This is a genomic window from Streptococcus sp. SK140 (assembly GCF_000259525.1).
Taxonomy (GTDB): Bacteria; Bacillota; Bacilli; order Lactobacillales; family Streptococcaceae; genus Streptococcus.
In genome coordinates this window covers 1-21,508 of the sequence record NZ_AJML01000016.1, presented here as the reverse complement: position 1 = coordinate 21,508, position 21,508 = coordinate 1, and the positions used below count along the sequence as shown (strand labels likewise).

The 21,508-nt window shown below is 41.3% G+C and carries 21 protein-coding genes; 2 read left to right on the top strand and 19 right to left on the bottom strand.

All coding sequences use genetic code 11. The annotated features are described in order from the left end of the window. Positions 1 to 54 precede the first annotated feature (54 nt). Positions 55 to 981 carry a membrane protein insertase YidC gene (yidC, locus tag HMPREF1116_RS04710; RefSeq protein ID WP_007554779.1) on the top strand — a complete coding sequence of 309 codons (927 nt, stop codon included), beginning with the start codon at positions 55 to 57 and terminating at the stop codon, positions 979 to 981. A gap of 83 nt (positions 982 to 1,064) precedes the next feature. Here yidC and pflA read toward each other — a convergent pair whose 3' ends face one another. From pflA to HMPREF1116_RS04640, 14 genes are all read right to left on the bottom strand, one after another. Further along, a complete protein-coding gene (gene pflA, locus HMPREF1116_RS04705; RefSeq protein ID WP_001287990.1) occupies positions 1,065 to 1,859 on the bottom strand; it encodes a pyruvate formate-lyase-activating protein in 795 nt (264 codons plus the stop codon). A gap of 133 nt (positions 1,860 to 1,992) precedes the next feature. Next, positions 1,993 to 3,246, bottom strand: coding sequence for a diaminopimelate decarboxylase (locus tag HMPREF1116_RS04700; protein WP_000856495.1), 1,254 nt, complete (start codon positions 3,244 to 3,246; stop codon positions 1,993 to 1,995). Between the two features lie 72 nt (positions 3,247 to 3,318). After that, positions 3,319 to 4,143: a pur operon repressor gene (gene purR, locus HMPREF1116_RS04695; protein WP_006146682.1), complete on the bottom strand. Its 825-nt coding sequence runs from the start codon at positions 4,141 to 4,143 to the stop codon at positions 3,319 to 3,321. A 102-nt stretch (positions 4,144 to 4,245) separates the two neighbouring features. Then, positions 4,246 to 5,187, bottom strand: coding sequence for a 3'-5' exoribonuclease YhaM family protein (locus HMPREF1116_RS04690; RefSeq protein ID WP_000703215.1), 942 nt, complete (start codon positions 5,185 to 5,187; stop codon positions 4,246 to 4,248). Beyond that, entirely contained in the window at positions 5,177 to 6,433 is a 1,257-nt protein-coding gene (rmuC, locus tag HMPREF1116_RS04685) for a DNA recombination protein RmuC (RefSeq protein ID WP_000444717.1), read from the bottom strand. Before rmuC ends, HMPREF1116_RS04690 begins: the two co-directional genes overlap by 11 nt. Before the next feature lies 1 nt (position 6,434). After that, entirely contained in the window at positions 6,435 to 7,097 is a 663-nt protein-coding gene (locus tag HMPREF1116_RS04680) for a thiamine diphosphokinase (protein WP_001001241.1), read from the bottom strand. Further along, on the bottom strand, positions 7,060 to 7,716 hold the full coding sequence (gene rpe / locus HMPREF1116_RS04675) for a ribulose-phosphate 3-epimerase (RefSeq protein ID WP_000085013.1): 657 nt from the start codon (positions 7,714 to 7,716) through the stop codon (positions 7,060 to 7,062). Before rpe ends, HMPREF1116_RS04680 begins: the two co-directional genes overlap by 38 nt. Before the next feature lie 10 nt (positions 7,717 to 7,726). Further along, positions 7,727 to 8,605, bottom strand: coding sequence for a ribosome small subunit-dependent GTPase A (gene rsgA / locus HMPREF1116_RS04670; RefSeq protein ID WP_007554798.1), 879 nt, complete (start codon positions 8,603 to 8,605; stop codon positions 7,727 to 7,729). A gap of 1 nt (position 8,606) precedes the next feature. Beyond that, positions 8,607 to 9,479, bottom strand: coding sequence for a 16S rRNA (adenine(1518)-N(6)/adenine(1519)-N(6))-dimethyltransferase RsmA (gene rsmA, locus HMPREF1116_RS04665; protein WP_001216832.1), 873 nt, complete (start codon positions 9,477 to 9,479; stop codon positions 8,607 to 8,609). Positions 9,480 to 9,498: 19 nt separating this feature from the next. After that, entirely contained in the window at positions 9,499 to 10,212 is a 714-nt protein-coding gene (locus HMPREF1116_RS04660) for a hypothetical protein (protein WP_000013639.1), read from the bottom strand. 191 nt (positions 10,213 to 10,403) lie between these two features. Further along, positions 10,404 to 10,739, bottom strand: a complete 336-nt coding sequence (locus HMPREF1116_RS04655; protein WP_025171247.1) for a hypothetical protein — start codon at positions 10,737 to 10,739, stop codon at positions 10,404 to 10,406. Between the two features lie 7 nt (positions 10,740 to 10,746). Beyond that, positions 10,747 to 12,174, bottom strand: coding sequence for an SseB family protein (locus tag HMPREF1116_RS04650; RefSeq protein ID WP_000510796.1), 1,428 nt, complete (start codon positions 12,172 to 12,174; stop codon positions 10,747 to 10,749). A gap of 133 nt (positions 12,175 to 12,307) precedes the next feature. Then, complete coding sequence (gene rnmV, locus HMPREF1116_RS04645) at positions 12,308 to 12,871, bottom strand: ribonuclease M5 (RefSeq protein ID WP_000727291.1); 564 nt, start codon at positions 12,869 to 12,871, stop codon at positions 12,308 to 12,310. Further along, complete coding sequence (locus HMPREF1116_RS04640; protein ID WP_000575651.1) at positions 12,868 to 13,644, bottom strand: TatD family hydrolase; 777 nt, start codon at positions 13,642 to 13,644, stop codon at positions 12,868 to 12,870. Before HMPREF1116_RS04640 ends, rnmV begins: the two co-directional genes overlap by 4 nt. Positions 13,645 to 13,798: 154 nt before the next feature. Between HMPREF1116_RS04640 and HMPREF1116_RS04635 the strand changes: the two genes are divergently transcribed. After that, positions 13,799 to 15,643: an APC family permease gene (locus HMPREF1116_RS04635; protein WP_000494455.1), complete on the top strand. Its 1,845-nt coding sequence runs from the start codon at positions 13,799 to 13,801 to the stop codon at positions 15,641 to 15,643. Between the two features lie 182 nt (positions 15,644 to 15,825). Here HMPREF1116_RS04635 and rpmH read toward each other — a convergent pair whose 3' ends face one another. The 5 genes from rpmH to HMPREF1116_RS04610 form a co-directional block, all read right to left on the bottom strand. Then, a complete protein-coding gene (gene rpmH / locus HMPREF1116_RS04630) occupies positions 15,826 to 15,960 on the bottom strand; it encodes a 50S ribosomal protein L34 (RefSeq protein WP_000831905.1) in 135 nt (44 codons plus the stop codon). A gap of 144 nt (positions 15,961 to 16,104) precedes the next feature. Then, positions 16,105 to 17,319 carry a pyridoxal phosphate-dependent aminotransferase gene (locus HMPREF1116_RS04625; protein ID WP_000657743.1) on the bottom strand — a complete coding sequence of 405 codons (1,215 nt, stop codon included), beginning with the start codon at positions 17,317 to 17,319 and terminating at the stop codon, positions 16,105 to 16,107. Between the two features lie 591 nt (positions 17,320 to 17,910). Beyond that, a complete protein-coding gene (gene gltX / locus HMPREF1116_RS04620; RefSeq protein ID WP_000031064.1) occupies positions 17,911 to 19,371 on the bottom strand; it encodes a glutamate--tRNA ligase in 1,461 nt (486 codons plus the stop codon). A 130-nt stretch (positions 19,372 to 19,501) separates the two neighbouring features. Then, positions 19,502 to 20,851 carry a glucose-6-phosphate isomerase gene (locus tag HMPREF1116_RS04615; RefSeq protein WP_000018249.1) on the bottom strand — a complete coding sequence of 450 codons (1,350 nt, stop codon included), beginning with the start codon at positions 20,849 to 20,851 and terminating at the stop codon, positions 19,502 to 19,504. A 169-nt stretch (positions 20,852 to 21,020) separates the two neighbouring features. Beyond that, on the bottom strand, positions 21,021 to 21,508 hold a 488-nt coding region (locus HMPREF1116_RS04610), incomplete at its 5' end, for a gamma-glutamyl-gamma-aminobutyrate hydrolase family protein (protein ID WP_000295486.1).

Below are 21,508 nucleotides of genomic sequence, written 5' to 3'. Positions count from 1 at the left end.
CCCAAAAAAACAGTAGAATAGAAAGGTATAATTTTTAAAGAAGGAATAAAAACAGTGAAATCAATTAAACGAATCGCTCTCTCGGCTATGGGAGTGGCTATGCTATTAGTCTTAACAGGTTGTGTCCAAGTTGATAAATCAACAGGACTCCCAACTGGTCCCGTTTGGGATTTCTTGGGTGCTCCAATGGGAGAAGCTATCAAATACTTCGCCAATGATCAAGGACTCGGTTTCGGTGTTGGAATCATCATCGTAACCATTATCGTCCGCTTGATTATCCTCCCACTTGGTATCTACCAATCATGGAAGGCAACGCTTCACTCTGAAAAGATGAATGCTCTCAAGCACGTCCTTGAACCACATCAGACTCGCCTGAAAGAAGCAACAACTCAAGAAGAAAAACTAGAAGCGCAACAAGCTCTCTTTGCTGCTCAAAAAGAGCACGGCATCAGCATGTTTGGCGGCGTAGGATGTTTCCCTATCCTCATTCAAATGCCTTTCTTCTCTGCTATCTACTTTGCTGCCCAACATACTGAAGGAGTCGCCCAAGCAAGCTACCTAGGAATTCCTCTAGGCTCACCAAGTTGGATTCTTATCGCCTGTGCAGGTGTTCTCTACTACGTCCAATCACTCCTTTCACTACATGGAGTTGAAGACGAGACTCAAAGAGAACAACTCAAGAAGATGATTTACATGAGTCCACTCATGATTGTCATGTTCTCTGTCTTCTCACCAGCCAGCGTTACACTTTACTGGGTTGTCGGTGGTTTCATGATGATCCTTCAACAATTCATCATCAACTACATGGTTCGTCCACATCTTCGTAAAAAAGTACGCGAAGAATTTGCTAAGAACCCACCAAAAGCAAGCAAAACTTCAGGCGCTCGTAAAGATGTAACCCCTGAACCAGCAACAGCTATCACAACTTCTAACAAGAAGAAAAGCAAAAAACGCAATGCTGGAAAACAACATTCTAGATAAAAAATAAAAGGCTTAGCTTAAATGCTGAGCCTTTTCTATAGTCGAAAAGAGGCCGAGAAAAAATCCCGACCTCTTCTTTCTTTTTATCCATGTACACGTTTCATGTAATCTTGATAGCTTTCTGTATCCATTAGTTCCTTAGCATTCTTGACGCGATCTGCTGTTGGAGGTTTAACTCCTTCAAGGGAATATGGAATCCCAAGTTCACGCCACTTGAACTCACCCATGGTGTGGTAAGGCAAGATTTCAAACTTATCAACATTTTTGAGAGTTTTTACAAACTTGCCAAGTTCAATCAAATCCTCATCTCTGTCTGTCAATCCAGGTACAAGAACGTGACGAATCCAAACAGGTTTACCGATTTCTGACAAGTACTGAGCACAAGCCAAGATGTTTTTATTTGTTTGGCTAGTTACAATCTTGTGTTGTGCTTCGTTGATTTCCTTGATATCAAGGAGAACCAAGTCTGTCACGGCCATTAACTTGTTGAACTTTTCTAGATAGCGTGGTTTGTTACGGAATGGAAGGGCACAAGTATCCAAGGTACAGTGGATACCTTTTTCCTTTGCCTTAGTAAAGAGGGCAATCAAGAAATCAATCTGCAAGAGGGCTTCTCCTCCACTGACTGTGATACCTCCCTTGTCACCCCAGAAACCACGATAACGAAGCGCTTCTTCTAGAACATCATCTACTGTTCGTACACGAGATTTATTTGTTTCCATAGCCCAAGTATCTGGGTTATGGCAATATTGGCAACGCATCTGACAGCCTTGCAAAAAGACAATAAAACGAATCCCAGGGCCATCTACCGCCCCAAAACTCTCTGTCGAATGCACCATTCCTGTCACTTGTCCATAGTCAATTATTTCCTCAGACATATCGTTACCTTCCTTGAAAACGTTTTATAGTCTTTATTATACCATGACTGAAAAGAAAAACCACAGATTTTGCCTATTTTTTAGAAAACAATCTGTTTTTCACTTTCAACTTTCATGATTTTCAAAATATTTATTAATCCTTGTCAAAATCAAAGCCATAGAGAGTCGCAAAATAGTCCTCTGGTCGCTCTGCTCGGCGGATCAAGCGTGCTCCACCATCCTCTGTATATAGAATTTCTGCCGAACGAAGCTTGGCATTGTACTGGTAACCCATAGAGAAGCCATGCGCACCTGTATCATGAATGACTAACAAATCACCAATTTCTGTTTGAGGTATCTCACGATTAACTGCAAACTTGTCGTTGTTTTCACAGAGTGAACCAACAACATCAACCACTTCAGTCTGACCATCAGGATGCATCATATTGGTGATGTGGTGATAGGCACCATACATAGCTGGTCTCATCAGGTTGGCAGCTGAGGCATCTACTCCTAGATATGTACGGTAGGTTTTCTTTTTATGAGTTACTTTTGTGACTAAAATTCCATGAGGTGCCAACATAAAGCGCCCTAGTTCTGTAAAGATCTTAACCTGACCAAGTCCTGCTGGTGTGAGGACTTCTTCATAAACCTGACGAACTCCCTCACCAATCAAAGCGATATCATTAGGCTCTTGATCTGGGCGATAGTTAACTCCGATACCTCCAGAAAGATTGATAAAGTCCAGTGAAATACCTAACTTTTCCTTGATTTCTACTGCCAATTCAAAAAGCTGACGTGCTAATTCTGGATAGTAGAGATGGGTCACTGTATTGGAAGCTAAGAAGGAATGAATCCCAAAGGTTTTAGCTCCCTTTTCTTTCAAGATGGCAAAGGCTTCAAAAAGCTGTTCCTTAGTCATCCCGAACTTAGCTTCACCAGGATTATCCATAATATCCGTACCCAGTTCAAATACTCCACCAGGATTGTAACGGCAAGAGATGATTTCGGGAATACCTGCTGCACGTTCCAAATGCTCGATATCTTCAAAGGCATCTAAATTAATCGTCGCCCCCAATTCTCGCGCATAAGCATACTCTCTATCTGGAGTATTGTTAGATGAGAACATCATATCCGCCCCTGAAAATCCAAGCTTGTTACTCATCAAAAGTTCAACATAACTGGAACAATCCACTCCACATCCCTCTTCTTGTAAGATTTTCAAGATGGCTGGAGTTGGCGTTGCCTTAACTGCGAAGTATTCTTTAAAGCCCTTATTCCAAGAAAAGGCTTTATTTACTGCTCGTGCTTTCTCGCGAATCCCTTTTTCATCGTAGAGGTGAAATGGAGTTGGAAACTCTTCAACAATCTTTTCTAAGGCTTCACGTTTAATAAATGGTGTTTTCATAGGACTCCTTCATATTCATTATCAAAGAAAGGCTGGGACGAAAGTTCCAACCTTTGTATTTCAAGTCAATTCTTATTTTTCTGTATCGAATATATTTCCAACTTCAACAGCAATTTGTTGGTTCTTCACATCAATATTTGTGACTCTCAAGAGCGACTTGTAGTCGAACTGTTGTTCACGGTCTTCCTGTGCATTATCAGCAAAGACGGCCACTCCAGCCAACTCTGAATCAAACTCAGACAAGAGGCTAATCATCCCGTTAATGGTTCCTCCACCCTTCAAGAAGTCATCGACGATCAAGACACGGCTTCCTGCTTTGAGGCTACGTTTTGAAAGGAACATCTTTTCGATACGGTCACTAGAACCTGAAACATAGTTGACACTAACAGTTGAACCTTCAGTGATTTTCAAGTCGCGACGGACAATGACAAATGGTACGTTGAGGACATTTGCTACCGCGTTCGCAAGCGGAACCCCTTTGGTCGCAACAGTCATAACGGCATCAATCTTCTGATCCATAAAGCTCTTCGCAATAATGCGACCGATATTTTTCAAAATAGCTGGAGTGCTCAATAGGTCAGACAAATAAATGTAGCCACCTGGAAGAATGCGGTCACTCTCTGAAAGTTTATCACGAAGCTCTTCGATAATCGTTTTAGACTCAAGGGGAGAGATCGATGGTGTAAAAATAACACCACCACCAGCACCTGTCACCGTTTGAATATGCCCGATTTCAATTTCTTCGAAGGCCCGTTTAATGATGACGATGTCTTCAGAAATAGACGATTTGGCAGATTCATACTTTTCCGCAAAAGTGTTGAGACTGGTTAATTTGTATGGATTGTTAATCAAGTAATTGGAAATGACAACCATCCGATCACTTCTTCTTAATTTCATTATATTTTTACCATTCTTTTTTATTTAGTCTTTTTCTCATTATATCACACTAAAGCAAAAAAACGAACTTTATTGCCTAAATAAAGTTCATTTTTTTAGTTTCTAGTCTAATTTCGGCTTGTAGAAGGAACGATTGTCCATAGCAAAGACTTTATTGGTCATTTCTCCCTCATCAACAAGGGCCAGAGCTGTTGTCATCATCATCATGCTGGCATCCAAATTATCAATCATATGAATAATTTCTGCTTCCATCACTCGAGGACGAACTGGACTACCATACTCAAGGAGACCATGGTGACTGAGAATGACATGGCGAAGAAGTACAACCTCTTCTCTAGTATCATCAATGCCAAGCTCCATTACCGCTTTGGTAATTTCACTATCAATCAAAGCAATATGACCAATAAGGTTTCCTCTTACTGTGTACTCTGTCTGGTCGGGACCTGTCAACTCAATAACCTTGGCCAGGTCGTGCAACATAATCCCCGCGTAGAGCAAGCTCTTATTGAGCTGAGGATAAATATCTGCTATCGCTTCTGCCAAACGAACCATAGTAGCAGTATGGTAAGCAAGACCTGTCTCAAAAGCATGATGGTTAGTCTTAGCGGCTGGATAGGAGTAGAATTCCTTGTCATACTTGGTGTAGAGATTTCGAACAATTCGCTGCCAAATTGGATTTTCAATTTTAAAAATCATCTGCGCCATATACTCACGAATCTCTTTGGCATCTACTGGAGATTTGACCTTAAAGTCCGCTGGGTCGTTGGGTTCGCCAGGCTGAGGTAAGCGAAGGGTGATCTGATTAACCTGAGGAGTATTGTTGTACACTTCACGACGACCTTGCATGTGGACTACTTTCCCTGCTGTAAAGGTTTCAACATTGTGAGGTTGAGCATCCCAGAGCTTCCCTTCGATTTCTCCACTATCATCTTGGAAGGTGAAGGCTAGGTAGTTTTTCCCAGCACGAGTCTGTCTCAGGTCAGCTGACTTGATCAGGTAAAAGCCTTCAAAAAGCTCATCTTTCTTCATGTGACTAATCTTCATATTCTTCCTCATCTTCTTGAAATTGGAGCAAATCAAGCATAGGCTCACCTTCTGATAACTCAATGTGACGAAGCGTTCGCTCGATAGCTGTAGTACGACGGTTTAATAAATCATCAATATTGCCAGAGGCATGTTGGAGATGTTTTTGTGCCTTGACCAGAATCCCACCAAACTTGCCAAATTCGGTTTTGACACTAGCTAGGGTTTTACTAATATGGTCGGCACTTTTTTGAATGTTTAGAGTCTTGAAACCAACCGATAGGGAGTTAAGAAGAGCCGACAAGGTACTTGGACCTGCAACGATAATTTGCTCCTCCCGTCTCAAATCATCAAAGAAAATCGGATTTCGAACAATTTCCGAATAGAGTCCTTCTGTCGGAACAAACAAGACTCCAAAATTGGTTGTCCGAGGTGGCGCCAGGTACTTACTCTTAATATCCTTAGCAAAACGCTTGACGCTTGCTAGGAGAGACTTACGACAGCGCTCAATCTCGTCCTTGTCACCTGCTTCATAGGCTTCTTCCAGACGGTAATAATCTGCCAGTGGAAACTTAGAATCAATCGGTAGATAGACATATTCCTGGTCACCTTGTCCAGGTAACTTGATGGCGTATTCCACACGTTCATTAGAGTTTTCAACTGTTGCAAATTCTCGTTCATACTGGGCAGGTGTCATGATATCTTCAATGATCTGTCCCAGTTGTAGTTCTCCTAGAATTCCTCGCGTTTTAGTTCCAGAAAGAACTTTATTTAGCGCACCAACATCACGCGCCACCGTCTGCATTTCTCCAAGGCCACGATTAACAGATTCCAGTTGCTTGGAAACTGTCTCAAAAGAGGCCTGCAAGCGTGTCTGCAAGGTCTTTTCTAGCTTTTCCTCGACCGTTTGGCGCATCTGTTCCAAACGTTGCTCGTTTGACTCCTGCAAGGCTTGGAGTCGTTGGTCAGTCTTATCTCTGGTTTGGAGGAGGTTTTCATTCATCTCCTGTCGAACCTGAGTCAGACCTTGGTGCAATTCAAGTCGCACCTCCTGCAAACGGTCACTGACAGCCACTTCAAGATTTTTTTGGTCAAGCTGACTAGCTTGTCGAGCTTGTTCAAACCGAAAATCCAACTGGTCTGACAAATGATCTGCCTGATCCTCCAAGTTCTTGGTCAGATATTTCTCCTGCTTGTCCTGCCTTTGCCAAATAAGAAAGAGACCGGCTAGGTTAACAATTAATAATACAAGAAGCAAACTCTCCATCCTACCTCCTATCCTTGCTATGCAAGACAACCACATAGCCATCTGGGCAAGTCACTGAAACTTCCCTATCTATATATTCGTTAGAAGCGTAAACTTTCTTAAAGAAAAAATTTTTCTCTGTCAACTCATACTTGGCACCGATAATGGTCAACTGACTATCCCGAACCGGCATAAAGGCCAGATAATCATAGTCCGAACGTGGTTCAAGTTGACTGGTCCCTTCTGGGCAATAGCTAATCAAGTTTTGCCCATCCTCAATCTCTATTTGACGCATATAGGACGCCAATTTAGGATTGCTAGGCAGAAAGACATTGGCCAGCATATGGTCGATGCGACCACCTAGGGCGCCAAAAATGGTCACTCGAGCTTGAGGATCCTTTTCAAAAACCGTTAAAAGTGCTAGTTCCAGATCCGTATCATCTTTTTCTGGCTGGGCTTGGACAAAGTGATGAACACGCTTTTGAATCAACTGACGCTCTTCCATAGTCACCGAATCAAAATCCCCAACGGCTATAGTAAGAGGAAGTTTTTCCTCTAGTATCCAGAGTGAGCCACGGTCCACACCGACAAAGCAATCAAAATCTATCCTATAATGTCCACGGTCTCCACCAGCAAAAACTGCAACTTTAGTCCAGTTGTTTTCGGAGAGCTTGCACTCGTTCATTGACATCTCCCTTAAAGACATAAGATCCTGCTACAAAAACTGTTGCACCAGCTTCCTTGGCTTGAGCAATGGTTTGATCATCAATTCCACCATCAACTTCAATCTCAAAGTTCAGTCCTTTTTCTTCACGAAGGGCCACCAACTCACGAATCTTATCCATGGTTTCCGGCAAAAAGGCTTGTCCACCAAATCCAGGGTTAACCGTCATGACCAAGACTTGATCAACTAAGTGAAGCACATGCTTTATAGCCTCAACAGGTGTTCCAGGATTGATAACAACCGATGGTTTGACACCTAGAGAACGAATCTTTTGAAGAGCGCCATGGATATGAGGTGTTGCCTCTACGTGAATGCTGATGATATCTGCCCCTGCACGCGCAAAATCTTCTAGATGGTGTTCAGGATTAGAGACCATCAAGTGGCAATCAAAAACCATCTTGCTATGGGGGCGAAGGCTTTCGACCACACCTGCACCAAAGCTGATTTGTGGCACAAAGTGACCATCCATGATATCGATATGGGCATATTCTGCCCCAGTTGCTTCTAGGCGTTTAATTTCACGTTCAAAGTTGGCATAATCTGCTGCCAGAATTGACGGAGCAATCTTGTATTGAGACATAGGTTTCTCCTTATTTTGGTATTTTTTTGCTGACTTTTTTATAGGTTTCTCTACGATTTTCAATCTCACTGAGGAATTGCAAATAGTTGTCAAAACGGAAGGTAGCAATAATCCCCTCTTCTACTGCTGGTTTCACTGCGCAAGATGGCTCATGGGTATGAGTACAAGTACGGAACTTGCAGTCTCGGCTAACAGAAGCAATTTCTGGAAAGGCCTGATTAAGGTCTTCTGCTGTTGTCACTTCATAATCCAGTGATGAAAATCCTGGCGTGTCTGCAATTTTCCCACCATTGAGATTGTAAAAACTAACAGCTCGAGTGGTATGACGACCACGACCCAGACTGTCTGAGATTTCTCCTGTTTCGAGATTGAGGTCAGGTGCAATTTTATTAAGGAGAGTTGACTTCCCAACACCTGTTTGCCCCATAAAGACTGTCACTTTATCTGTCAACAAGGGCAAGAGTTCTTCCTTACTAGTCACAAAGTCGTAACCAATAGCACGATAGGTTTTCTCGTAAAAATCCAGTTCTTCACTATCCTCTAGTAAGTCCATTTTGGAAATATAAACGATAGGATGAATGCCCTTGTGTTCTAAGAGAACCAAGAAGCGATCCAACAAGTTGCTATTAAAGTCAGGTTCTTTAACGGACATAATAACAACGGCTTGGTCAATATTGACAATGGGTGGACGAACCAGACTATTTTTTCGTTCATGAATTTCCAATATATAGCCTTCTGAGTTCTCCTCTGCAGAAAATTCTACCCAATCTCCAACATAGGGTGTATGGCCTTTTTTACGGAAATTCCCACGCGCACGTGTTTGATAAACTTGACCATCACTTTCCACATAGTAGAAACCCGCCAAAGCTTTAATGATTTGTCCCTGCATCTTAGAGTCCTTGTCCTTTAAGCGCATCTGCTAGACTAGCAAATTCTTCTAAGCCAAGAGCTTCACCACGTACACTTGGTGACAAGCCTGCCTGGTTCAAAGCCTTGGTCAGCTTATCCTTGATTTCCTCAGTTTTCCCAAAGTAACCAGTCAAGTTGTTCCACAAGGTCTTGCGACGATGAGTGAAACTAGCCTTGGAAACCTTAAAGAAGAAGCTCTCATCTTCGACCGCAACCGCCGGTTCTGGACGACGCACCATTTTCAGGATAGCTGAGTCCACGTTGGGTGCTGGTACAAAGACCGTACGAGGCACGATAAAGGCAACCTTGGCCGTCATATAATACTGAACTGCAATGGACAAGCTACCATAAGCCTTGGTATTTGGCTTAGCAGAGATACGATCCGCCACTTCTTTCTGCATCATAACCACAAACTCACTAAAAGGAATGCCACTCTCGATTAAGTGCATGAGAATAGGGGTTGTGATATAGTAAGGTAAGTTAGCCACTACCTTGATTGGTAAATCAGGGTTTTTAAAATTTTGGATATGTTTCGCTAGGTCAACTTTTAGAATGTCCTCATTGACTACGGTCACATTGTCAAAATCACGCAGGGTATCTGCTAGGATTAGCACCAAACGGTGATCAATCTCAAAGGCCATGACTTCAGCTGCACGCTCAGCCAAAAATTCAGTCAAGGCACCAATACCTGGCCCAATCTCAATGACATTGACCTGATCATCAATTTCAGCCGTATCCACAATTTTTTGAAGGATATTGGTATCCGTCAAAAAATTTTGCCCAAAGGACTTTTTAAAGGTAAAACCGTGACGCTCCAGCACTGCCTTGGTCACGCTATAATCTGCAATTCTCATTTATTCTCTTTTCTATTTATTAGCTAAAAATAATATATAAAACCCACATAATTCCTAGTGCCAACAAAATCCAAAACACTAAAAGAACACGAGACTTGTTCCCTTTTGAATCAAATCCAGTCATATCGAGCACTTTCTTATCTTCTTGGGGGTTCATTTTCTTCAGTTCATCCTGATAGGCATCCGAATCTAGAATATTGTCTTCTGGCAATAATTCTGAAGCATAATAATCAGGAAAGCCCATAGCAAGGCCTATTAAGTTCTTATCCGTTAGAGAAAAATCCAAATCTTTTGGCTGGTTTTCCTGAACAGCTCGGATATTTTTTAACAGTTTATCAGCGGCTACAGACACTTGGTCCATAAAAACTACATCCAAAAGATCAAATCCGAGCACATCACCATCTTTGACATTTGCAAGAATATAACGAACAAAGGCATCATATAGTTGCACGGATTGTGGGGCATTCTCTTCTAAAAAAGATCGGTTTTTGAGGGCATTCTGCTGAAATTTTTCAATAGAAAGCAAGATATCTACATTCTGCTCTTGGTAAAATCTTTCTGCTTGCTCTTCATCTTCTTCGAGTTCTTCTGCTGTTTTCCATAGAACAATCGGAGCTTTTAAATCTTCTTCATCCCAAAACAATTGCCAAAAATAAGGTATCGTGTAGATGCCTTCTGTTAAGATACGAGCTTCATCTCCGTTTTTTAAGTAAATATAACTTCTATTTGCCATATCATTTCCTTTCACAATCTTTGAAAAAGGTTAGTGATTCAAGTAGGATGTAGATAAAACTATATAGTTTCCAATTTCTCATCCCCAATCAAAAACCTAGACTTCATTTAAAAAGATGTTTCATAAAAGCACAAAGGGACGATAACAATACATGACCAGTTCAACCTTGGTCAGGACATCATCTGCAATTCTCATTTATTATCTTTACTAATGTAGTATGCTTCCGGGGTGTAATGATAGAGCAAAACAAATAAGGGTGTCTCAGCAATTCCTTCCAACATCTCTTTTAATACTCCATCTGGATGGATAATCTCTCCTGTTTTAGTGAAATAAACACCTTGTTCCCCATTTCGATTATGGAATTCCCAGGCCACATTATTTCCTTGGATAGACGGTAAATAACGTTCCTTTTCTAGAAAACCAAAAAAATCTTTCACCGTCATATCTTCAGGAACATCAAATTCTATCTCATGCGACAGAACATCGTCCCCCATACAGACAGAATCTCTATCAACTCGTATTTTCATTCTTTGTTTAACCGTTAGCTCTGCCTTCTAGTTCCTCACCAAGCTTTTGCATCTCTTTAAAAGCTGTTAGGCTAACATAGGCACCCGCTTCATAATACTCCGTTGGATTAATGGCATAGTCAAAAACTTCAATCATGCCTCCCGCTTCTTCAATCATGCCATTCCATTTTTCGTCAAAGACCATTCGCAGACGTTTCCAATCGGTAAATACCGGCACAGAATTTCTGCCATCTTTTCCTTCTTTGACTGGAATGTTGAAACTAGAATCTTTTTCTAAAACGAAGGAATTTCCTTCCTGACTATCGCCCTTAAATTCCGAAGCCGCATCTAGAGGAATTAGGAATTTAGCTTTCGGCATAGCTTCTGAAAAGAACTTATAATAGAGCTTATAAATTACTTCTTCATCTTCTGTCGTCGGGCTATCCAATTGTCCCATCAACAACATCCATCTTACTAGGTCAGGATTCATTACAGGAACTTGTATTTCTGGTAAATCAGAAAAATCTGGTTTTTGGACTAAGGCTGAAGCACTGATGCTGACTTCCTTGGAATTAAAGATTGCTCCCAAGGCACCATTTAAGTAAAAGGCTGTTCCAAGGAAATTCTCAATCCCTTTTTTATCTTCCGTATTTTCAATCAGTTTTACGACAGAGTTTGGTCGACTATCAATGGTTTCCTTGAATTGGCGATACCAAGATGGCGTCAAAAGCATGATCATGGGATCCGTACAGAGATACCCCTCTTCTCCCCTGTCATAGGTCGTTGAGAAAAGATAGGGTTCACCTGTTTTTTCTGAGAAAACTGCATAAACTGAATCTGCTGCTAACAACTTATCCTTGACAATTTCTGCTAGACGCTCCAACTTGCGGGTGTTAGCTTGATATCTTTCTTCACTTTCAGTTTCCTGATTTTGACGGCATTTCCATAAAAAGAGACGTAAAATTTCTACGCTATCATCAAGGCTAGCTGCCAAATAGTCTTCATTTGTTAACTGACCCTCTTGGATGGCTACAAAAGCACGATAAAGAGCATCTGAATAGCTAGATAATTTTTGCTCTTCCTCAATACCTGAACTAAAGAGCACACTTCCTTTTTTCAGTTTATCCAAAGAAGGAATCCTATCAACCACTAGATGCGCGAGAACTTCATCAGTAAGACTATCTGCATCTTTGTTTTGACTGCTAAGTTTTTTAACTTCTACAGAGCCAAGACTTTCCATTCCTTGGTCGGGATTGCAAAACTGCAACTGATCCCCAACCTTGAGACTACCTTCTAGACTCCCAACAATCAATAATTGATTCGTTTCCTTCATCGGGAACAAATCTAGAACTCCAATACATGCATTGTTTTTAGATTCTTCTCTTTCTTTCTGTGCTTCACTTATTTCAGTTGCCTCTGCAGTTTCTGTCTTTTTTAAAAAATCAAAGATTCCCATAACTTTTCCTCATTGTCTCCACTTAGCGCAAATCCTATGGAGTCACTTTTCTAATGCTTGCTACCAAGCCTGATTAAACCGTATATGATTACTTCTATTGTATCATATTCCCCCTACATTTTGGGGGAGTTTCTCAATCCTCATAAGATTTCATGGCATCTTCAACTTCAGCTAAACTGATGCCAAATAATTCTAAACGCTTGAGAAGTTGTTTCCCATTGGAATAACCAATACGTAGACTCTCTCCTAGATATTCTCTGCGTTTTCGGCTATCTGCTCCAGCCAAAAATCCCAATCGAATCAAGTCACTACGGCTAATGTCAGAGTCACTTTCTGCTTCAAACTGCTCTGTGACTTGTTCCAGCGCGGTTTTCAAATCTTCATAACTGGCATGTTCGATTCCTAAGGAACGTCCTTTGGTCTTGGACTTAGGAACAGCCTCATTACGTTTGAGAAAAGCGTGTTGAACTGTCGGAATGGCCGTCATAATCATCCGACGAATGCGTTCCCCATTAAAGTCAGGATCTGTAAAGACAATCACTCCATGACGTTGGTGTAGACGTTGGATTCGTTCAAGGTCCTGCTCATTGATAGCGGAGCCACGAGTCTCATAGGTCTCCACATCAAAATAACGTTTGAGATTAGCCGTATCATCACGCCCTTCGACTACGATGACTTGGGAAATTTTCTTTTTCATAATTTACTTTCCAGTCCAAAGATTCGTTCTGCATTTGCACTTGTCGCAGCAGCTAATTCTTCTGTTGTCATGCCACGTAAGTCAGCAATAAAGTCCACTACATAGCGCGTGTAAGCTGTCTTGTTTTCGCGACCACGCTTGGGAACGGGTGCCAAGTAAGGCGCATCTGTCTCTACCAAAATCTTATCCAAAGGTAACTCTTTGGCAGCTTCCTGAATGTCTGTCGCTTTTTTAAAGGTCACCACTCCAGAAAAGGAAATAGTCATACCCAGTTCCACAAACTTCTCAGCCCACTCCAGAGAACCTGAGAAGGAATGCATAATGCCACCACGGGGACCAACTCCCTCACTCTTAATAATCTCATAGGTATCTTCTAGCGCATCACGGGTATGGACCACAAAAGGAAAGTCCAGTTCCTTAGATAGCTGAATCTGACGACGGAAAACTTGCTCCTGCACTTCTTTAGGAGCTGTCATCCAGTGATAGTCTAAACCAATCTCACCCAAGGCAACCACTTTAGGATGTTTTAGTTTTTCCAGTAAGTAATTCTCAACTTCCCTTGTATAGGCCCCTGCTTCTGTCGGATGCCAACCAATCGTCGCATAGAGTTGATCAAACTCATCTACCAACTCCAAGGCTCGCTCAATAGTCGGTTTGTCAAAACCAACAATATTCATCCGAGTCACACCCATTTCAGCTGCTAAGGCTATTTCTTCTGCTTCTCTTCCTGAAAATTCTTCCACATTCAAGTGGGTATGTGTATCAAAAATCATGTATATTCCCTCGTTTTTTCTACCTTCTATTATACCAAAAAACTAGTCTCATTCTTATAGGAAAAAATATTTTAAAATCACTCACTTTTTCTTGACGACTTATTTTCATAGCAGTATAATAACTCTTGTTGAAATTTTCAGAAAAGGAAAGAAAATGTTTACGAAATTAAAATATACCTTTATTGGTCGTCCCCTTAAGTCCTTAACTGAAGGCGAGGGAGGACTACTTGGAAAAACACAGGCACTTGCAATGCTCTCAAGCGATGCCCTTTCATCTATCGCCTATGGACCTGAGCAGGTCGTACTTGTCTTGGCTAGCCTATCTCCCCTCGCTATCTGGTGGAGTCTCCCTATCGGTATCTTCGTCCTCTTGCTACTTGCTAGTCTAACCATTTCTTACCGACAAATCATTCACGCCTACCCTCAAGGTGGGGGTGCCTATATGGTAACACGAGAAAATCTTTCTCCTGAGCTCGGTTTGATTGCCGGTGGAAGCTTGCTTGTTGACTATATGCTAACAGTAGCCGTATCCGTGGCCGCAGGAGCTGATGCTATCACAGCAGCACTTCCTGCTCTCCATCCCTACAACCTCCATATTTCTATTTTTCTGGTCTGTTTACTCATGCTTTTGAATCTGCGAGGCTTGAGGGAATCTGCTAGCTCTCTGATGATCCCTGTCTATCTCTTTATCTTTAGTACGGTCTTCCTCTTATTGTTTGGCTTATTCCAACTGTTGACAGGTTCTCTCAGCTATCATGCAACTTCTGCAATTGGTCAAACTGTCCCAAGTCTCTCAATCGTCCTGATTTTAAGAGCCTTTACCAGCGGTTCAGCTTCATTAACCGGGGTTGAAGCAATCTCAAATGCTGTTCCATTTTTCAAAACTCCTAAAGAGAAGAACGCTGCTCAGACACTGACCATCATGTCTCTGATTCTTGGATTTCTATTTGCAGGAATTACCTTCCTAAACTACTGGATGGGGATCACTCCTCAACACGGAGAAACAATCCTCTCACAAATGGCTAAAGGAATTTTAGGGGATTCAACTATCGGTCAGATTGTTTATTATCTCTTCCAATTCTCAACTGCTCTAATCCTAGCCGTTGCTGCAAATACTGGTTTTTCTGCCTTTCCGATGTTGGCTTACAATATGGCTAAAAACAAGTACATGCCCCATCTCTTTATGGAAAAAGGAGACCGCCTTGGTTATTCAAACGGTATTTTGACCTTAGCCTTTGGCGCTATGATCCTTCTGCTCATTTTCAACGGAAATACAGAACGCTTGATTCCTCTCTATACTATCGGAGTTTTTGTTCCTTTTGCCCTTTCTCAAACAGGGATGATTCGCCACTGGAAAAAAGAAAAAGGCTCTCATTTCTTAAAATCTGCCTTCGCAAATATCCTCGGCGCTATCATTTGTTATGCTATCGTTCTTATCTTACTCTTCTTCAGACTTGGAGATATCTGGCCCTTCTTCCCAATTATCCTAGTCTTAACCTTCCTCTTTTTGTCTATCCACAGTCATTACCAAAAAGTGGCCAAACAGCTTCGACTTTATGAAGGAATTCAAAAGAAAACCTACGATGGCAATGTCGTCCTTGTCTTAGTGGGAAATGTGACCCGGGTCAGCGTTGGAGCGATTAATTACGCGCAAAGTATTGGAGATGAGGTTTTGGCGATGCACATTTCCACCAAGGAAACTGAGGAAAAAGACCAAGAAATCCTCCAAGAATTTGCCGACTACTTCCCAAATATCACTCTAAAAAACATTAATACTAGCTATCGCGATATCATCACACCTACAGTTCGCTATGTTCGTAAAATCTCTCAAGAAGCCAAGAAAAAGAACTACACAGTCACAGTTCTAGTACCCCAATTTATCCCTAACAAACCTTGGCAAAATATCCTACACAATCAAATGAGCCTCAAATTAAAATATGCTCTCAGATGGCACGAAGATGTCGTCGTTGCCAGCTATTCATATCATTTGAAAGAATAAAGAAAAGCTCAAAATCAGAAATTCACCTTCTGATTTTGAGCTTTTTTCTATATGTTGTCTTTCCAATACATCTGCTGAAGTTTTTATTCTAAAAAAGGTATTTTAGAAAATTCACTTTTTTAGGCAACAGAAAAGCCAGTAGACTCGAGTTCCTACTGACTTCTTTGTTGAATTCGTTTGGATTATGCAGCCAAAACTTTGCGTCCTTTACGACGACGAGCTGCCAATACGCGACGACCGTTTTTAGTTGACATACGGTTACGGAATCCGTGTTTGCGCGCACGACGTAGTTTACTTGGTTGATAAGTACGTTTCACGATGAATACCTCCTCATAGATTTTGTATTCGTTTAGCCGGCTATAAAGTGATCAGTTACTAAACATACTTTACTATTCTATCTGATTCTTTCGCATTTGTCAATAGCTCTGGCAAATGTTTCCAGCTTTTTTGCTATGAAAGCCTTATCTACGATACTGCTTCAAGAAACGAGTCATCTTTTCTTGGATTTGGGCTAACTCATCTACGCGTGGCAGATAAACAATACGGAAGTGATCTGGCTCTTTCCAGTTAAATCCTCGTCCATGGACCAAAAGTACTTTTTCTTGCTTCAAGAAATCAAGGACAAATTGTTCATCATCATCGATACGATACATATTGCGGTCAATTTTAGGGAAGATATAAAGACCCGCTTTAGGTTTAACCGCTGACAAACCTGGGGTATCTTGAATGGCATTATAAATGAAGTTTCTTTGCTCGTAGATACGACCACCTGGCAAGAGTAATTCGTCCACCGATTGGTGACCACCGAGTGAAGTTTGAACAACCTGTTGAGCCAAGACGTTAGAACAAAGGCGCATGTTTGAAAGCATGTTGAGACCTTCAATATATCCCTTTACATGATGTTTAGGTCCAGACAAGACCATCCAACCCACACGGAAACCAGCGATACGGTGAGATTTAGACAGACCATTCATGCTGACACAGAAAAGGTCTGGAGCCAAACTAGCAACTGGTGTGTGGACATTGCCATCCATAACCATACGGTCGTAGATTTCATCCGCAAAGATAATCAAGTCATTTTGACGAGCAATCTCAATGATATCTAGTAAGAGTTCTTTAGGATAGAGGGCTCCCGTTGGATTATTTGGATTGATTAAAACGATAGCCTTAGTATTTGAACTAATCTTAGACTTAATGTCATCTAGGTCTGGATACCATTCAGCTTCTTCATCACAGACGTAGTGAACGGCATTTCCTCCAGCCAAGCTAACAGCAGCAGTCCACAGAGGGTAGTCAGGCATTGGAACCAAGACTTCATCGCCATTGTCCAAGAGACCTTGCATGGACATAACAATCAGCTCACTAACACCATTTCCAAGATAAATATCATCAATACCTACATTTGGGAATTTTTTGAGCTGACAGTACTGCATAATCGCTTTGCGGGCTGAAAAGATACCTTTTGAATCTGAATAACCTTCACTATCACGCGCATTCATAATCAAATCATGGATAACCTCATCTGGTGCGGTAAAACCAAACTCAGCTGGGTTCCCTGTATTCAAACGGAGGATTTTTTCTCCATTTGCTCGCATACGCATGGCTTCCTCAAGAACTGGTCCACGAATATCATAAGCCACGTGCTCTAATTTGATTGATTTGTTAAATTCTTTCATTTGATTTCCTCAATTCATCAGGATAGTTAATATTATACCACTTGATAGAAAAATCGTAAATCGCCCACTACTATTCCACAAAAAAACCTTGCTTAACGCAAGGTAAACAGAGCAAGGTCGATTTCTTTCTATTTTTGGGAGAAGAAAGAGAAAAATATGCATCTCTAGTAAGATATACATCTAAATCTAAAGTCTCGCATATAAACTTCGAATCGAAAACGAAGGCATCGTTATGGATGATAGTTGCATGAACTCATGAATTTCTTCCTGTGTCCAGCAAAACGCAAAGAAAAAATAAGTCGACTCAACAAACAACATAGACGATGTCTGGGCTAATTCGAGTCTGTTTGTAAAGAATTTTACCATATCACTGACTTCTTTTCCCTGCCCTGTCACTTAGTATTATACACTAAAACTTTTGCATTTTCAAATAAGTATATATGAAAATTGCTTTTTTTAAAAGGGATTCCTAAAAGTATCCTTTATCATACATTTAATAGATTTTTCTATGTTCATAAAAAAGAGAGAACCATGTGATTCTCTCGGTTTTTACTTCTACAAATATCTAGAAGGAAATTTAATTTCGTAAGATTATTTCGCAATTTCAGCCAACATTTTTTCAATGTGTTGAATTGATTTTTCACGTCCAAGCAAGTAGATGGTATCTGGCAATTCAGGACCATGCATTTCACCTGAAACGGCGATACGGATTGGCATGAAGAGATTCTTCCCTTTGATACCTGTTTCTTTTTGGACTGCTTTGATTTGTGGGAAGATATTTTCTACCACAAACTCATCTTCTGACATAGCTTCAAGTTTGGCTTTGAAGGCTTCAAGTACAGTTGGCACCGTTTCACCAGCCATGACTTCTTTCTCAGCTTCTGTCAATTCTGGGAAGTCTGAGAAGAAGAGGTCTGTCAATGGAACGATTTCATCCACTGACTTCATTTGTGGTTTGTAGAGTTCCACCAATTTTTCAGCCTTATCTGTCAAGCGTCCTGCTGCTTCGAGGAATGGTTTGGCCATTTCAAAGATGGTCGCAAGATCCGTATTCTTGATATACTCATTGCTCATCCAGTCCATTTTCTTTTGGTCGAAAGCTGCTGGAGACTTGCTAAGGCGGTTTTCATCAAAAAGTTTGATCAGTTCTTCGCGAGAGAAGATTTCGTCTTCCCCACCAGGGTTCCAACCAAGAAGAGCGATAAAGTTAAAGACTGCTTCTGGCAGGTAGCCCTTCTTACGGTAGTCTTCGATGAACTGAAGAGTATTGGTATCACGTTTAGACAACTTCTTACCAGTCTCAGAGTTGATAATCAAGGTCATGTGACCGAACTCTGGAGCTTCCCAACCAAGAGCCTCATAAACCATAAGTTGTTTTGGTGTATTAGCAATGTGGTCATCTCCACGGATAACGTGAGAAATTTGCATATCGTGGTCATCGATCACAACGGCAAAGTTGTAAGTTGGGTAGCCATCTTTCTTTTGGATAACCCAGTCCCCACCGATATTGCCACCTTCAAATTCGATATCACCTTTGACCATATCATGCCATTTGTAGATACCAGACTCATTAACTGCCAAACGAACCGTTGGGATGATTCCTGCTGCTTCACGTTCTGCAACATAAGCTGCTTTTTCTTCCTCGCTCATACCAAGGTATTCGTTAATGTAACGAGGTGTTTCACCAGCTGCTTCTTGGCGTTCACGTTCAGCTGCCAACTCTTCTTCAGTGACGTAAGATTTGTAGGCTTTCCCTTCGGCTAGCAATTGATCGATGTATTTTTGATAGAGTTCCAAACGCTCTGATTGTCGGTAGTTTTCATGAGTTTCTGGACTTTCATCCCAATCCATGCCCAACCAACGAAGGTTTTCAAGCTGAGAACGTTCTCCATCTTCGACGTGACGCTTACGGTCTGTGTCTTCAATACGGATGATAAAAGTTCCACCATGGTGGCGTGCATACAAGTAGTTAAACAATGCTGTACGGGCATTTCCGATGTGTAGTAGTCCTGTTGGACTTGGTGCATAACGCACACGAATATCTTTTGACATATCTTCTCCTATAAAGTCTCTAGGCGTCTGCCTTTTTGCTCTCTATATTATATCACAAGTCGTGCCAGAGTCCAATTTCTCTTTTCGAGAAATAGTAAAAAGAGTGGTAAAACCACTCTTTTCAGCTCTATTATAGACGAGCGTTGAGTTCTTTGCTCAATTCTTCAAATCCTGGTTTACCAAGAAGGGCAAACATATTACGTTTGTAAGCTTCAACACCTGGTTGGTCAAATGGGTTGATAGCGTTCAAGTAACCTGAAAGGGCGATAGCCAATTCGAAGAAGTAGATTGTGTAACCAAGAGTGAAGGCATCTTGCTCAGGAAGAGTCACGTACATGTTTGGCACGTCACCGTCAGTGTGGGCAAGAAGAACACCGTCAGTTGCTTTTTTATTAACGAAGTCAACGTCTTTTCCTTGAAGGTAACCAAGTCCGTCAAGATCTTCTTCCAAAGTAGGGATGATCACGTTCTTACGTGGTTTGTCCACACGGACAACTGTTTCAAACATGATACGAGTTCCTTCTTGAATAAATTGACCCAATGAGTGCAAGTCTGTTGAGAAGTTAGCTGAAGTTGGGTAAATACCTTTTTGGTCTTTCCCTTCTGACTCACCAGCCAATTGTTTCCACCATTCTGAGAAGTATTGAAGTGATGGCTCGTAGTTTACCAAGATTTCAGTAGCATATCCTTTACGGTAAAGGATGTTACGAACTGCAGCGTATTGGTAAGCTTCGTTTTCTGAAAGTTTGTCTGATGTGTAATCTTTACGAGCAGCATTAGCACCTTCCATAAGGGCTTTGATATCTGCACCTGATGCAGCGATTGGAAGCAATCCAACTGCTGTCAATACTGAGAAGCGTCCACCGATATCATCTGGAACTACAAAAGTTTCCCAACCGTTAGCATCTGCTTCAACCTTAACTGCACCTTTTTGGCGGTCAGTTGTTGCATAGATACGTTTGTTAGCTTCTTCTTGACCGTATTTCTTCACCAAGAGTTCTTTGAAGACACGGAAAGCGATGGCTGGTTCAGTTGTTGTACCTGATTTAGAAATCACGTTTACTGAGAAGTCTTTATCTGAAACATACTCTACCAAGTCAGCAAGGTAAGTTGATGAGATTGAGTTCCCAGCGTAAAGGATTTGTGGTGCTTTGCGTTCTTCTTTGGTTTGCAAGTTTGCAAAATGGTGGTTCAAGAAGTCAATGGCTGCTTTAGCTCCAAGGTATGATCCACCGATACCGATAACAACCAAAACATCGCTGTCTGATTTGATTTGCTCAGCAGCTTTCAAGATGCGGTCAAATTCTTCGCGGTCGTAGTTTTCAGGAAGGTCCAACCAACCCAAGAAGTCGCTACCAGCACCAGTTCCTTTACGGATCAATTCGTCTGCTGCTGTAACTTGTGCTTGCATGTACTCCACTTCATGTGGTGCAACAAATTTGTCTAATACTTTTGAATAATCAAATTTAATATGTGACATAGTATTCCTCCAAAATTTCTTCCTTTCTATCATAACGCTTACTAACAATTTTTTCAAGTTTTTATACTAAAAATTTCCAATTTTTGTCACAATTCAAACGTTTGCGTAAAAACGCAACTCTATAAATATTCGTAAACAACGAATAAAAAAACGACTAAATTTCTAGTCGTTACAATTCATTCAATAAATACTCAAATAACTCTAAGTTGCCATCTTCTTCATTGACCAAGAATTCTGGATGCCACTGGAGACCAATAATACGGTGTTCGTCGATAGATTCGATTGCTTCAACAGTTTGGTCACGTGGATCTACTGCTGTTACGCGGAAATTTGGAGCTAAGTCTTTAATGCTCTGACGGTGCACTGAATTAACTTGACTTTCTTTACCAAACAATTTAGACACTACACTGCCAGCCACTGTCTCAATAGAATGTGAAGTCCCAAAAGGTAAGCCTTGCCAATGACCTTCAATCTCCTGATTGAGCGTACCACCAAAGGCAACGTTAACTAGCTGGACACCACGGCAAATGGCTAAAATTGGTTTGTTCTGACGTAGGGCCTCTTGTAGAAGAGCTAGCTCAAACTCATCTCGAGCTAGGTTATAATCATCGCTATCAATCGTTTTTTCCTCACCATAAAACTGAGGATGGACATTTT